Raw genomic sequence first — 14,884 nt, 5'->3', positions numbered from 1 at the left:
AGGAATAGACCGATAAGGTAATGAATTTAAAGATAACGGAGGGAGAGGCTTACGTGAAGGAACGACAACAAGCAAGACAGCCGAAGATGGATACGACTGTCCGCAGCCTAGAAGATAAAATTCCATATGTCCGTGAGCAACGTCGGAAGAAGGCGAACCGACGTTTAATCTATGTCCTCATCCTGATCGGTCTATTGATTGGTGTGGTCTTTTACCTTCAATCTAGTTTTTCGCGTGTCACGGCGTTTGACGTCACAGGCACCATTAACGTCAAGAAGGAAGACATCATCCAAGCGTCACGTATTAAGGTGAAGGAGACACATGCTTTCAATGTGTCGGAAGAAGCCGTGTTGGAGCGGATCGAAAACGTGCCGGGAATCCGAGAAGCGACAATGACGAAAACATTTCTGCATCATTATGAAGTAGACGTCGTGGAAGAAAAAGAGATTGCGTACGCCAAGGATAAACCTGGTGCACGGATTGTCTTAGCGGATGGCACGATTCTTCCTGGAAAGTCAAAGGAAGAGTTATTTGATGCACCGATTCTAACAGGATTTACGGATCAGTCCTTGCAACGTCTGACGAAGGAACTCGTTAAGATCGAGCCGAAAGTCCGCAGTCGGATTTCGGAAATCGTCGCAAACGATCAGACGGATAAAGGAGGACTGAAGTTATTCATGACGGACGGGAATACCGTCTTATTGAGTACTTCGGCTTTTTCTAACTCGTTGAATGAATATGTCAAAGTGATCTCCGCTCTACCGAAAGGGAAAACGGGAACGATCACAATTGATGGTGGAATCTATTTCAAACCATATAAAGGAAAAAAATAGAAAAACACATCTTTGAATACATCGGTTTGACAAACGTTTGTTTTCATTAGTAAGAAAGTGGAGCTATCGTCATCAAATCGTAATCTATTAGATGGGTAAGTTAGGCAATAACTCCTTTTCGTGAGGTTTTTTATAGTGTAGACTTAAACGAGAAGAAGATTGTCTTGATTCCTGTAAATATAAACAGGGACAGTAGGATTAGTATTATGAAAGTGGAGGTGTCACTCCCATGGAAACGAAAGGTACGATTGCCGCGCTAGACATTGGGACATCAGAAGTCAAACTCATTGTCGGTGAACTTCTTGGTGGAACGCTGAATGTGTTGGCAGAAGGATCTGCACCATCCGCCGGCGTCAAGCGAGGTGTCATCGTCGACATCGATCAAACAGTCAATGCCATTAAACAAGCGGTTGCAGAGGTGGAACGTACACTTGGTGAACCGATTGGTGAAGTATATGTAGCAATTTCTGGTGAACATATCCAAGTGAAGGATTGTCAAGGTATGACATCGATCAAAGGCGAGGATAATGAAATCACGGATGACGATGTGAAGGATGTCCTTCATTCAGCAATGGTCATGCGAATTCCAAACGAGCTGAGTGTCGTTGACGTGTTACCTAAAACGTTTACTGTCGATCAGCAAACAGAGATTACGGATCCTCGCGGTATGATTGGTTATCGCTTAGAAGTGACAGGGAAACTGATCATCGGAGCGAAGACGATTCTACATAGCATCAAACGTTCGATTGAACGAGCTGGTCTAGAACTTGCGGGATATGTGCTGGAAAGTCTAGCCGTCTCACGAATTGCAGCTTCGATTGATGAGTTAGAACTTGGTGTCGGGATCGTCGATATCGGACATGAAACGACCACACTCTCAATTTATGAAAAAAATGATTTAGTGTACTCAACGACACTATCGTATGGCGGAGATCATCTGACACGCGATTTGACGTATAAAATGAATTGTAAATACCAAGATGCGAAACTCGCAAAAGAAGAGTACGGCGTCGCGCTAGAAGCACTGGGTGACCCTGAAGAAAAAGTCTCGTATGTGACGATTAATGGTGAACATCGTTTTGAACCGCAAACAGAGATCGGTTTTGTACTCGAAGCCCGTCTTGAAGAAATTTTTGAGATGATTCAGAAGCGAATGACGCAAGCCGGTTATTCACAAATGAATAGTGGCATCATTCTTTGCGGCGGAAGTTCATCGTTACCTGGGATTGATCAGCTTGGTAAACGCATCTTCAAACAAAGTGTCAACGTCTATCAGCCAGCAAGTTTAGGGATCCGTCATCCGAAGTATGCTGTAGCTGCTGGGATGTTGCGATATGTTCTCTCACGAAGTACGGTTTCGAAGTCCGGGTTTGACCGGGCAGATGAAAAGGGAACTAGTGCACAAGGGCGTGAACAACGTGAACAAGAAGAACTGTTGACGAAAGCATCACAAGCGCCCGTACGCGAAGATCGAACACCGCGGGAACAGCCTCCAAAAGAACGGAAGTCATTCAGTAGTTTCTTTGAGAAATTTTTCGGTTAAGTAAAAAATTATCAGTAAAAAAAATAGGGGGCCCCTTTTATGTTGCATTTTGATGAAATGATGGACCAAGTAGCTAAAATCAAAGTCATCGGAGTAGGTGGCGGTGGATCAAACGCTGTCAACCGAATGATTGAACATGGTGTCCAAGGCGTAGAATTCATCGCTGTCAATACGGATGCACAAGCGTTAAATATGTCTAAAGCTGATGTTAAGCTTCAATTGGGTGCAAAATTGACACGCGGTCTCGGTGCCGGAGCGAATCCGGAAATCGGGAAGAAAGCGGCAGAAGAAAGCCGTGAGCAGTTGACGGAAATTCTGTCTGGTGCCGATATGGTCTTTGTCACTGCTGGAATGGGTGGTGGTACCGGAACAGGTGCTGCACCGGTCATCGCGGAGATTTCTAAAGAAATCGGGGCACTTACTGTAGGTGTCGTTACAAAACCATTTATGTTTGAAGGACGTAAACGGATGCAGCACGCTGTATCTGGCGTACAGAACTTCAAGGAGAAAGTCGATACTTTAATCGTCATCCCGAATGATAAATTACTTGAAATCGTCGATCGCAACACACCGATGCTCGAAGCGTTTAAAGAAGCCGATAATGTGCTTCGTCAAGGGGTTCAAGGGATTACGGATTTAATCGCCGTTCCTGGTCTCATCAACTTGGACTTCGCTGATGTAAAGACGATCATGACGGAAAAAGGTTCAGCCTTGATGGGTGTTGGTGTCGCAACTGGTGAACACCGTGCGACAGAAGCCGCCAAAAAAGCAATTTCAAGTCCATTGCTTGAAACGTCAATCGAAGGTGCAAAAGGTGTTTTGATGAACATTACGGGAAGTGCGAACCTGAGCCTCTACGAGGTAACGGAAGCGGCCCAAATCGTTCAAAGTGCTGCTGATGAGGAAGTTAACTTGATCTTCGGCTCAGTCATCAATGACAACTTAGAAGATGAAATCATCGTCACAGTCATTGCAACTGAATTTGAAAACGAACCACTCGATTTCGAAATTCCTTCCGCACAAGAGATGATGAAAAACTTGCTCAAGAAAAAGCAAGCGAGTCCGTCACCAGTGGCAGAAGAACCAAAACCACAAGTCGAAGAGACACCTAGTAGCTCGAACCAAGAACCAGCGAGAGGGTCAGATGTCGAAGAGACGATGGATATTCCTTCTTTCCTTCGTCGGAATAATCGTTAATCCGGTATTCCAGAGACACAACTGCTAGACAAGAGGTGTCGCGTAAGCGACACCTCTTTTTTTAAAAAAGGATGGGATGAGATGTTTGGTCAATGGATAAAATGGGATACCCCAACAGGAACCGTTCGAGCAGCATTTACGACAAAGTTTTCAGCACCACATGGAAATGGAAATCTTGGACTCCATGTCAATGATGAGGCAGCGGGAGTCATCGAAAATCGTCAAGTCATCGTCCGACAAATGGAGTTGTCGCTTGAAAATTCAGTCTGGGCAGAACAGGTTCATGGCAATCATGTCGAGCAGGTGACGACACTTGACTCTGGTCGGGGAGCGTCGGATTATGAGACGGCGGTCAAAGGTACGGATGCCTTGGTGACGACGGATTCTAACGTCTTGATGATGATGTTGTTCGCGGACTGCGTTCCTCTTGTTTTTTGTGACCCGCGAACGGGTACCATTGCGAATGCACATGCGGGATGGCGGGGAACGGTAGCGAACATCGTCGAGGCAACGTTAACGAAAATGGAGCAGGCAGGAGCAGATCGTTCTTCCATTCAGATGGTGATTGGTCCGTCGATTCGCGAATGTTGTTATGAAGTCGATGGTCCAGTACTAGAAGCAATCGACCGACTTCAACTAGAGGAATCTCCTTATACTAAAAAAGGAAACGGAAAAGCGATGTTATCGCTTCAAAAAACAAACGCGATGTTAGCGGAGCGGAGTGGAGTCGGGGACGTACTCGATACAGGAATTTGTACGAACTGCCAGGCCGCCGACTATTTTTCCTATCGCCATGGCGATCATGGAGGACGATTCGCCAGTTTGATTGTAAAGGAGTCTCTCGATGTCGATTTCTGAAAACGTACGATTGGTTCAGCAAAATATGAAACAGGCACATGAAAAGACAGATCAAAAAAAGCAGGTACAATTGATCGGCGTGACGAAATCAGTGTCAAGTGAAGTCGCTGCCGAGTTGCTCGCGGCAGGTGTGACGGCCCTCGGTGAAAATCGTCCAGAGGGACTGACCGACAAACAAGCAGCTCTCGGCCGTGATGTGTGCGAATGGCATTTTATCGGTACACTTCAAACCCGTAAAGTCCGCCAAGTCATCGATCAGATTGATGTCTTACATTCATTGGATCGCCTTCACCTAGCAGAAGAGATCAACAAGCGAGCGAAACGACCGGTTGATTGTTTTGTCCAGGTCAATGTATCCGGTGAAGAATCGAAACAAGGGATCGAACCAACTGACTTACACTCATTTTTACATGAAGTGGGGCAGTATCCGATGGTTCGTGTCATCGGATTGATGACGATGGCACCATTGACGGAAGATACAGATACGATTCGATCGGTCTTTCAATCGCTTCGTCAATTACGCGATGAAGTAGCGGTCCGTCATCTGCCGTACGCACCGTGTACGGAACTATCGATGGGTATGTCTTCCGACTACGAGATTGCCATCGAAGAAGGGGCGACGTACGTCCGGGTTGGTACTGTTTTGGTACAACCATAAAACTGTCCAGAAATGTGAAAGGAGAATCGATATGGGATTCAAATCGAAAATGCAAAATCTGTTTCTTGGTAACACAGACGATTTAGACGAACTCGAATATGAAAATGATGCTACAATAAATAAAGGTAGAGGTGCTTCACAGCAAGAATATGAGGAGTTTTACGAGGAATCTACCCCGAGTATTACTCAAAAGGAGGACCCTGTGAGACAATCCAACATCGTGCCAATCCATACTAAAAAGACAAAGTCACAAGTCATCTTAAGTGAACCGCGTGTGTTTAACGAAGCGCAGGAAATTGGAGAACATCTTCGCCAAAATCGTGCCGTTATCGTGAACATGCAACGGATGTCGAAAGATCAATCACGCCAAATGATTAATTTCTTGTCGGGTGTCGTGTTTGCTCTTGATGGGACGATTACGACGATTAGTCAAAATACACTCCTCTGTGTTCCGAACAACGTCGAGTTAGCCGGGAGTATTTCGAACTTACTCGGAGAAGACGATATCAACCATAAGGGGTGGTAAGCATGGATTCACAAGTCATGTACGCAATCGGGCGTACATTGAGTACGTTACTTCAATATTACAGTTACGTGATGATCGGTTACATTTTACTTTCCTGGTTCCCGAATGCTCGGGAATCTAAATTCGGTCAAGTATTAGCGATGCTAGTCGAACCGTTCCTCGCACCGTTCCGACGGATTATCCCGCCCATCGGAGGTATGCTTGACATTTCACCAATCGTTGCCTTTCTGGTGCTTAATCTGGCACAGTCAGGTATTCGAGCAATCTTCTTGTAATGAGTGTATACGATCACTATCGTGGACATGAGCGGGAGTTTGTCGATCTCGTCTTGAACTGGATCGACCATGTCGAAGCGACCTATACGTTTAAATTAACTGATTTTTTGGATCCACGTGAACAACAGATCACACGAGAACTCGTCGGAACGAAATGTGCCCTCTTTTTTGAGGGCGGTTTCGAAGGCGCAGAACGACAACGTGCTTTGATTGCACCTGATTACTACGATCTCGATGCAAACGATTTTGATATTGCCATTTATCGTATCCATTATCCTACCAAATTCGTAGAATTGTCGCATCGACAGGTCACAGGGACATTGTTGAACGTCGGGCTGAAGCGAGGGAAATTTGGGGACGTCGTGATTCAAGATCAAGTCGTTCAGTTTGCGGTCGCAAAAGAAGTGTCTTCGTATATCGAAGCCAACGTCGAGCGTGCCGGAAAAACCAAAATCCGTTTGTCGGTCGTTGATTTCGAAGAACAGCTGAAAACCAAGGAGCAGGAATGGCAAGAAGAGTTAGGGTTTGTCAGCTCCTTACGTTTTGATACCGTGGTCAGTGAAATTCTTGGTTTTTCACGACAAAAAGCACAAAGCTTGATTAAACAAGGTGAAAGTAAAGTCAACTATAAAATCGTGGAAGATCCTAGTTTTCTGTTAGAAGAAGGGGATTTATTGTCCCTTCGTGGAACAGGACGTGTCAAGCTGATTGCCGTCCTCGGCTCAACGAAACGGGATCGAATCAAATTGCAATACGGTCTGTTAAAAGGGTAACCAACAAGCTGAGGGAGGATTTCATCATGCCATTGACGCCACTTGATATTCACAATAAGGAATTTACACGTAAGTTTCGCGGCTATGACGAAGATGAGGTCAATGAATTTCTTGATCAAGTCATCAAGGATTTTGAATTGTTATTACGAGAAAACCGCCAACAACAAGAAGTCATTCAAAACATGCAATCCCGTGTCGATTATTTTAGCTCGATGGAAGGAACATTAAACAAATCCATCATCGTAGCGCAAGAAGCCGCCGAAGAAGTGAAAGCCAACGCGACGAAAGAAGCGAGCTTGATCGTCAAACAAGCCGAACGTGAGGCAGAACAGCTCCAAGATGCTGCGCAACGTCGTGCCCAACGAACAGACTTCGAGGTCGAGCAAATGCGTAAAAAAATCGAGCTCTATCGAAACCGGTTTAAAGTATTGATCGATGCGCAGATGGAATTACTGACAAGCCATGACTGGGATGCGTTTGATAGTTCGACCCGCGGTGCGCTTGACGAGATTCCGGCAGTTGCGTATAATGACGACGATGTCATATAAGTTAAATCAATGAGAAGGACACGTCTTTTATCAAGATACTGTCAGCGAATCGGGGACTGGTGTGAGCCCGATCAGTAAATGAAAAAGGATATCCCCTTTGAGTACGAAACTGAACGCTTGATCAGTAAGTTTCGTCGTTTCGCCTCCGTTATCAGGCTCTTAAGTGGTAATCCGTATGTCAGGGTTGCTAGTAGGGTGGTACCGCGAGTTCAAGCCAAACTCGTCCCTATCAGGGATGAGCTTGGCTTTTTTTGTACGTAAAATACAGACAAGTGAGGGATTGCCAGATGGAGTACAAAGATACGTTATTGATGATGAAAACCGAATTTTTGATGCGAGGTAACTTACCAAAACGCGAACCGGACATGCAAGCACGATGGAACGAGATGAACTTGTATGAAGCGGTCCAGGAAAAAAATGTTGGGAAACCGACGTTCATCTTGCATGATGGTCCTCCCTATGCCAATGGTGATATCCATATGGGACATGGTTTAAATAAAGTCTTAAAAGACATCGTCGTTCGTTACAAATCCATGAACGGTTTCCGTTCGCCGTACGTCCCAGGTTGGGATACGCACGGATTACCGATTGAAACGGCCCTTCAAAAAGCGGGTGTCGACCGGAAATCGATGTCGGTTGCTGAATTCCGCAAGTTATGTGCGAAATATGCACTCGAGCAAGTCGATCATCAACGTGAACAGTTCAAACGCCTTGGTGTGTTAGGGGATTATGATAACCCCTACATCACGTTGCAACCGGAATTCGAAGCGGCACAAATTCGTCTGTTTGGTGATATGGCAAACAAAGGCTATATTTACAAAGGAAAAAAACCAGTCTATTGGTCGCCTTCTTCGGAATCCGCTCTTGCAGAGGCAGAAATCGAATATCAAGATAAACGTTCTGCTGCCATCTACGTCGCCTTCCAAGTCATGGACGGGAAAAACATTCTTGAACCAACGGATCATTTCGTCATCTGGACGACGACACCTTGGACGATTCCGGCGAACCTTGGGATTTCCGTCAGCGGTGAGTTGACGTATGCGCGGATCGAATACCAAGGCAAAGGTTATATCGTTGCCGAGACACTTGTACCGGAAGTCATCGAAGCATTAGGTTGGGGAGAAGCGACGGTCGGTCGTGTCTTCAACGGAGCAGACTTCGAATACATCAAAGCGAAACATCCGCTTTATGACCGTGAGTCCCTCGTCATGCTTGGCGATCATGTCACGGCGGAAGCAACCGGTGTCGTCCATACAGCTCCTGGACACGGGGAAGATGACTTTAGAATCGGTCAGGCGTATGGACTGGATGTCCTTTGCCCAGTCGATGATAAAGGTGTCATGACGGCAGAAGCACCTGGTTTTGAAGGCATGTTCTATGAAGATGCCAACAAAGAAATCGGAATTGCGTTAGAAGAAGCCGGCGCGTTGTTGAAATTGTCGTTCATCAAACACTCGTATCCACACGATTGGCGGACGAAAAAACCGGTCATCTTCCGGGCGACACCCCAGTGGTTCGCTTCGATCAAAGATTTCCGTGCGGAGATCCTGGATGAGATCAAAGGCGTTCAATGGGTACCGGAATGGGGCGAAACACGTCTCCACAATATGTTCAAAGACCGGGGAGACTGGGTCATTTCGCGTCAGCGTGCGTGGGGCGTACCACTGCCGATCTTCTATGCAGAAGATGGCACAGAAATCGTCACACCGGAAACGATTGACCATATCGCGAATCTGTTCGCAGCACACGGATCAAACGTCTGGTATGAGCGCGAAGCCATCGATTTGCTACCTGAAGGCTTTACGCATCCGGCAAGTCCAAACGGTCTTTTCAAAAAAGAAACGGACATCATGGATGTCTGGTTTGACTCCGGTTCGTCACATGCGGGTGTGTTAGAAGCACGTCCGGAGCTCGAACGTCCGGCGGATCTCTATCTCGAAGGATCGGACCAATACCGTGGGTGGTTCAACTCATCCCTTTCGACAGCAGTCGCAACGACAGGGAAAGCGCCATATAAAGCGGTCGTCAGTCACGGATTCGTCCTTGACGGACAAGGACGGAAGATGTCGAAATCCATCGGAAATACGATTGCGCCGATCCAAATCATGCAACAGTTTGGTGCTGAGATTCTCCGTCTGTGGGTGGCTTCCGTCGATTATCAATCAGATGTTCGTGCTTCGATGGACAACTTCAAACAAGTTTCGGAATCGTACCGGAAAATCCGGAACACGGTCCGCTTCTTACTCGGAAACCTGGATCAATTCGATCACACGACACATCGTGTCGCGTTTGCTGACTTGCCGGAATCGGATCGTTTCATGCGGACGAAACTGGACCAACTGGTTGGAAAAGTCAAAGCAGCGTATGATGCGTATGACTTCATGGCAGTGTATCAACTGTTGCATAACTTCTGTGTCCTTGATCTGTCATCGTTCTATCTCGATTACACGAAGGATATCTTATACATCGAAAAAGAAGATGCACCGGCGCGTCGTGCCGTTCAAACGGTCATGTATGACACGGTCGTCACGTTGTTACAATTGATGGCACCGGTCTTACCGCATACGGCAGACGAAGCATGGGAATTCGTTCCGGGTGTCGAGACAGCAAGTATCTTCTTGACGGATCTTCCGGAAACACCGGAAGTATCGGAAGAGGGTCTAGCGTTGATTGCGAAATGGAACAGTTTCCTCGTTTTCCGTGATGACGTCTTAAAAGCACTCGAAGAAGCACGTGCTGAGAAACTTGTCGGGAAAACACTGGAAGCGAAACTGCAGCTTGCACCAAACGCTGAAACAACAGCATTACTTGCGACGATCGAGCATTTGGAACAGTTATTACAAGTCTCACAGATTGAATTTGTAGAGTCTGCTGAAAAGACATACGGAACAACTGCAATCACGGTTCTCAAGGCAGATGGGGAGAAATGTGAACGATGCTGGACATATTCGACTGAACTTGGTCAAGATTCGGCTCATCCGACACTTTGCCCACGTTGTACTGAAGTCGTCAATTCTTTATAATGAATCAGTGAGGGGCAGCTACGGCGACTTCGTAGCGGTCCTTCACTATTTTTTTGATGTGGAGGAAAAAAAGAATGTGGCTTTACTTAGCGATTGCTGCTGTACTCGTAGGAGTGGATCAACTGACGAAATGGATCGTCGTCCAACAGATGACGATTGGTCAGGCGATTGAGATCATTCCGAATTTCTTTTATCTGAATTCATACCGGAATCGTGGCGCGGCATGGGGAATGCTCGAAGGGAAGTTTGGTTTTTTCTTTTTGATCACCGTCGTTGTCGTCATCGGATTGATTTATTTTCTGTATAAAGAAGGAACTCAAAACAAAGTATTTGCTTGGAGCGTCGCCTTGTTATTAGGTGGGGCAATCGGAAATTTCATCGATCGGATGGCGCGTGGAGAAGTCGTCGACTTTTTTCATTTTTATCCGTTCGGGTATAATTTTCCGATATTCAATGTCGCAGACGTCTGTTTGACGTTTGGGGTGATTTTGATGCTGATCAGCGTCATGTTTGAAGAGCGTTTGACTAAGAAGGGAACGATTGATTAATGAATGAACAAAATGAATGGGCTGTAAAAGCCAATGGTGCAACAGGACGAATCGATAAATGGTTGGCCGAACAACAAGACTGGTCACGTTCACAAGTCCAGGATTGGTTAAAAGCAGGTCATGTCGAAGTCGACGGTCGAATCGTCAAACCGAACTATAAGATGTCCGGAACGGAAGAAATCCTCGTTCGGATACCGGAAGCGGTTGAACTGGAAGTATTACCGGAAAACATCCCGCTTGACGTCGTCTATGAAGACGGTGACGTCATCGTCATCAATAAACCAAAAGGCATGGTCGTCCATCCGGCAGCAGGACATGTATCCGGGACACTCGTCAATGCGTTACTTCACCACTGCCAGGATTTATCCGGCATCAACGGGGTAAAACGTCCCGGGATCGTCCACCGGATTGATAAGGATACGTCCGGTCTCTTGATGGTTGCTAAAAATGACTTGGCACATGAATCACTTGCGCAACAACTAAAAGACAAGACGACGGAACGTCTTTATATCGCGTTAGTGCATGGGGAGATCCCCCATGAACTGGGAACGATCGAAGCGCCTGTCGGTCGTGACAAAAACGACCGCCAACGGATGACGGTGACGGATAAAAATTCAAAAGCTGCCGTGACGCACTTCCGTGTTCTCGAACGCTATGAAGGATTTACCGTCGTCGAATGTAAACTCGAAACGGGACGGACACACCAGATTCGTGTCCATATGCGTTACATCGGTTTCCCGCTTGCGGGGGATCCGAAATATGGACCACGGAAGACGATGAAAATGAACGGACAGGCGCTTCATGCCGCTGTTCTTGGGTTCAAGCATCCGCGGACTGGTGAGATGTTACATTTCGAGGCACCATTACCAGAAGAGATGACGTTTGAGATCGGTCAGTTAAAAAAACTTGAACTAGAGTCTTGACGTTTTTCTGATAAAACGGTAGAGTAACACCTAGAGAGCGATGCGAGACATCTGCCTCACAAATCGGTCGTCCGCGTTGACGATCCTACCAATAGCACACCTTTAAACGAGTCCGGAGAGGCTACGAAAGGGAGACACTTCATTTGTGTAAAAATGTGTAGCACGACGCTACCATACACGTCTGTCTTCAACAACCTCCTGCGACTTTAAGCAGGAGGTTTTTTTTGAGAAAGGAGCTATCATGAAACCATCCGTCATTTTAGATGAAGCTGCAATCAGTCGTGCGTTGACACGGATTGCCCATGAAATCATCGAACGTAACAAAGGAATCGACCAATTGATGATTGTCGGCATCAAGACACGAGGCGAGACATTGGCTCGTCGCCTAGCGAAACGGATCGAACAGATTGAAGGAAAACCGGTTTTACTCGGTGTCGTCGATATCTCGATGTACCGGGATGACTTATCGAAAAAAAGCCTTGAGCCGGAAATCAAAGGAACAGACATGCCGGAGACGGTGACAGGAAAAATCATCGTTCTCGTCGATGATGTCCTCTACACCGGACGGACCGTCCGTGCCGCGATGGACGCACTCGTCGACCATGGACGCCCGAGCATGATCCAGTTGGCGGTCCTCGTCGACCGGGGACACCGGGAGCTTCCGATTCGACCAGATTTTATCGGGAAGAATGTCCCGACATCACGTGAAGAACAAGTCGTCGTCGCCTTATCTGAAGTCGATGACGCTGATCAAGTATTTATCAAACGTTAAACACAAATACCTTTAAGGTGGTCCAGAGAGACCAGAAAGGGAGTTATCCTTATGAAAACCCACACAGCGGTTCTTGATGTACAAGAACGACCGAAACACCCCCTTCAGTGGCTGATGCTCAGCCTGCAACATGTCTTCGCGATGTTTGGCGCGACGGTTCTTGTTCCGTTATTGACGGGATTAAACACATCCGTCGCCCTCGTCGCAAGTGGAGTCGGCACCTTGATTTTCCTCGCCGTCACACGCTTCAAAGTCCCAACATACTTAGGCTCGAGTTTTGCCTATATCGTCCCGATCATTGCTGTCAGTGAACGCTGGGGAGTGGAAGATGCGCTTGTCGGCGGGATGGTCGCAGGACTGGTCTACGGACTGGTTTCACTCATCATCACCTATACAGGTGTCGGTTGGCTGATGAAACTCTTGCCGCCGGTCGTCATCGGACCTGTCATCATGGTCATCGGTTTATCGCTCGCTCCGACGGCCGTCAACATGGCGATGAATGATGCGGACGGTAACTACAGCAGCACCTTGTTCTTCGTCGCCTTGACGACACTTGCCGTGACCTTGCTTGCGATGACGTACTTCAAAGGAATGTGGAGTACGGTGCCAATCCTGTTTGGTATCCTGACGGGATATCTGGTCGCCGTCGCTGTGGGAATCGTCGATTTCACTTCACTGAAACAAGCAAGCTTCTTCCAGATTCCGAACTTTACGGTACCGTTCCTGGATTACTCGCCAACCTTGAACTGGGCAGCTCTTGCGCTCATCGTCCCGGTCACACTGGTTACATTGACAGAACACATCGGAGAACAGAAAGTGACATCACGGATTATCGGGCGCGAGACGCTTCTTGATCCGGGAATGCACCGGACAGTTCTCGGAGACGGATTGGCGAAGACGATTGCCTCAATGCTCGGTGGACCACCGGTTACGACATACGGTGAAAACAATGGCGTCATGGCCATCACCCGCGTATACAGCGTCTTTGTCCTCGGGGGAGCAGCCGTTCTTGCGATCAGCTTCGGATTCCTCGGTTATGTCGAAGGATTCATCAAAACGATTCCGACACCAGTCATGGGCGGCATCAGCATCCTATTGTTTGGTGTCATCGCGTCAAACGGTCTCCGGACATTGGTTGAAAGTAAGGTCGACCTTGCAGACAAACGAAACTTGACGATCACGGCCGTCATCCTGGTCATTGGGATCGGTGGTGCCGCCCTGAAAGTGGGTGACTTCTCTTTAGAAGGCATGGCACTGGCAACGGTTCTTGGCGTCATTCTGAACTTGGTCCTACCGAAAACGCCGGTCGTAGAAGAACAACTGGAACAAGAGACTGTACAATCGAATCGAGCAGCTAACGACTTTTAAGACGTTCCAGAGAGAACGATAAAGTGGAGGCCCTTCAGAAGCAGGTGGTGACACCTGTCTTCTTCAGCGCACCTTCACATCAGAAGGTGCGCTTTTTTGCGGCCCAAAGGAGAGAAAACGATGCAGACACGACAACAGATTGCCCATTTTACGAGTCTTGATGAACTATCGACAAAGGAGATTGAACGGTTGATTGAGCGGGGACTGCAACTGAAACAAGGAGCGCCCGTCCAACCGATTCCGACGAAAACCGTCGCCAACTTATTTTTCGAACATTCGACACGCACCAAATGTTCGTTTGACATGGCAGAGCATCACCTCGGACTACATGTCCTGCCGTTCGAGACAGCAACCTCTTCTGTTCAAAAAGGTGAAACGTTACTCGATACGTGTAAAACGTTACAAGCGATCGGAGTCGATGCACTCGTCATCCGTCATGGGGAGACCGGCTATTACGAACAGTTACAACATCATTTGTCAATCCCGATCATCAATGCAGGAGACGGAAGCGGACAACATCCGACACAGTCGTTACTCGACTTGATGACGATGTATGAAGTGTATGGCAATGTGATCGACAAGACAGTGGTCATCTGCGGAGATCTCAGACATAGCCGTGTCGCAAGATCCAATGCCCATGTCTTACAACGATTAGGGGCAACGGTGATTGGGTCTGGTCCTCGCGAATGGTTCGATGAGACGATGGGAATCGAATACCGAGAGATTGACGAGGCGTTTGCAAGTAGCGACATCATCATGTTGCTCCGCGTCCAGCACGAACGTCATCTTGCCGATCAAGACTTTCGTGCAACGGATTATCATCTGCACTACGGATTGACCCGCAAACGGATGGAACAGCTTCGTCCAAGCGCCATCATCTTACATCCCGCTCCCATCAATCGTGGTGTTGAAATTGCCGAAGAACTCGTCGAACATCCACAATCACGGATTTTTGAGCAGATGACGAACGGGGTATTCGCCCGGATGGCGATTTTAGAACGAGCATTTAATCAGCAGACAACAAAGGAGACGATTTAAG

Annotated in this window: 15 protein-coding genes and 1 other annotated feature; all 15 genes read left to right on the top strand. The window is 47.3% G+C overall.

Annotated elements, in window-relative coordinates:
- The first annotated feature begins 53 nt into the window (after nucleotides 1-53).
- The 15 genes from P404_RS0102435 (at nucleotide 54) to P404_RS0102365 (ending at nucleotide 14,883) form a co-directional block, all read left to right on the top strand.
- Nucleotides 54-833 carry a cell division protein FtsQ/DivIB gene (locus P404_RS0102435; protein ID WP_014970764.1) on the top strand — a complete coding sequence of 260 codons (780 nt, stop codon included), beginning with the start codon at nucleotides 54-56 and terminating at the stop codon, nucleotides 831-833.
- Between the two features lie 229 nt (nucleotides 834-1,062).
- Complete coding sequence (gene ftsA, locus P404_RS0102430) at nucleotides 1,063-2,376, top strand: cell division protein FtsA (protein WP_014970763.1); 1,314 nt, start codon at nucleotides 1,063-1,065, stop codon at nucleotides 2,374-2,376.
- 39 nt (nucleotides 2,377-2,415) lie between these two features.
- Complete coding sequence (ftsZ, locus tag P404_RS0102425) at nucleotides 2,416-3,573, top strand: cell division protein FtsZ (protein ID WP_014970762.1); 1,158 nt, start codon at nucleotides 2,416-2,418, stop codon at nucleotides 3,571-3,573.
- Nucleotides 3,574-3,654: 81 nt separating this feature from the next.
- A complete protein-coding gene (gene pgeF / locus P404_RS0102420; RefSeq protein ID WP_014970761.1) occupies nucleotides 3,655-4,431 on the top strand; it encodes a peptidoglycan editing factor PgeF in 777 nt (258 codons plus the stop codon).
- Nucleotides 4,418-5,089 carry a YggS family pyridoxal phosphate-dependent enzyme gene (locus P404_RS0102415; RefSeq protein ID WP_014970760.1) on the top strand — a complete coding sequence of 224 codons (672 nt, stop codon included), beginning with the start codon at nucleotides 4,418-4,420 and terminating at the stop codon, nucleotides 5,087-5,089. Before pgeF ends, P404_RS0102415 begins: the two co-directional genes overlap by 14 nt.
- 202 nt (nucleotides 5,090-5,291) lie before the next feature.
- On the top strand, nucleotides 5,292-5,615 hold the full coding sequence (locus P404_RS0102410; protein ID WP_233494514.1) for a cell division protein SepF: 324 nt from the start codon (nucleotides 5,292-5,294) through the stop codon (nucleotides 5,613-5,615).
- Between the two features lie 2 nt (nucleotides 5,616-5,617).
- On the top strand, nucleotides 5,618-5,890 hold the full coding sequence (locus P404_RS0102405) for a YggT family protein (RefSeq protein ID WP_014970758.1): 273 nt from the start codon (nucleotides 5,618-5,620) through the stop codon (nucleotides 5,888-5,890).
- On the top strand, nucleotides 5,890-6,663 hold the full coding sequence (locus P404_RS0102400; RefSeq protein ID WP_014970757.1) for a YlmH family RNA-binding protein: 774 nt from the start codon (nucleotides 5,890-5,892) through the stop codon (nucleotides 6,661-6,663). Before P404_RS0102405 ends, P404_RS0102400 begins: the two co-directional genes overlap by 1 nt.
- A gap of 26 nt (nucleotides 6,664-6,689) precedes the next feature.
- Entirely contained in the window at nucleotides 6,690-7,211 is a 522-nt protein-coding gene (locus P404_RS0102395) for a DivIVA domain-containing protein (RefSeq protein ID WP_014970756.1), read from the top strand.
- Nucleotides 7,212-7,442: a binding site (T-box leader), on the top strand.
- A gap of 56 nt (nucleotides 7,443-7,498) precedes the next feature.
- A complete protein-coding gene (gene ileS / locus P404_RS0102390) occupies nucleotides 7,499-10,234 on the top strand; it encodes an isoleucine--tRNA ligase (protein WP_026829894.1) in 2,736 nt (911 codons plus the stop codon).
- A gap of 74 nt (nucleotides 10,235-10,308) precedes the next feature.
- On the top strand, nucleotides 10,309-10,782 hold the full coding sequence (lspA, locus tag P404_RS0102385) for a signal peptidase II (RefSeq protein ID WP_014970754.1): 474 nt from the start codon (nucleotides 10,309-10,311) through the stop codon (nucleotides 10,780-10,782).
- Nucleotides 10,782-11,705 (top strand): RluA family pseudouridine synthase, encoded by a 924-nt coding sequence (locus P404_RS0102380; RefSeq protein ID WP_026829893.1) that lies wholly within the window; start codon nucleotides 10,782-10,784, stop codon nucleotides 11,703-11,705. The genes lspA and P404_RS0102380 overlap by 1 nt, the downstream gene beginning before the upstream one ends.
- Nucleotides 11,706-11,946: 241 nt before the next feature.
- Complete coding sequence (gene pyrR, locus P404_RS0102375) at nucleotides 11,947-12,477, top strand: bifunctional pyr operon transcriptional regulator/uracil phosphoribosyltransferase PyrR (RefSeq protein ID WP_014970752.1); 531 nt, start codon at nucleotides 11,947-11,949, stop codon at nucleotides 12,475-12,477.
- Between the two features lie 51 nt (nucleotides 12,478-12,528).
- Entirely contained in the window at nucleotides 12,529-13,845 is a 1,317-nt protein-coding gene (locus tag P404_RS0102370; protein ID WP_026829892.1) for a uracil-xanthine permease family protein, read from the top strand.
- A gap of 138 nt (nucleotides 13,846-13,983) precedes the next feature.
- The gene (locus P404_RS0102365) at nucleotides 13,984-14,883 is read left to right on the top strand and encodes an aspartate carbamoyltransferase catalytic subunit (protein WP_026829891.1); all 900 of its coding nucleotides are present in this window, start codon (nucleotides 13,984-13,986) and stop codon (nucleotides 14,881-14,883) included.
- Nucleotide 14,884 lies beyond the last annotated feature (1 nt).

It is taken from the genome of Exiguobacterium antarcticum DSM 14480 (assembly GCF_000685865.1).
GTDB lineage: Bacteria > Bacillota > Bacilli > Exiguobacteriales > Exiguobacteriaceae > Exiguobacterium_A > Exiguobacterium_A antarcticum.
This window is presented reverse-complemented; position numbering and strand designations above follow the sequence as displayed.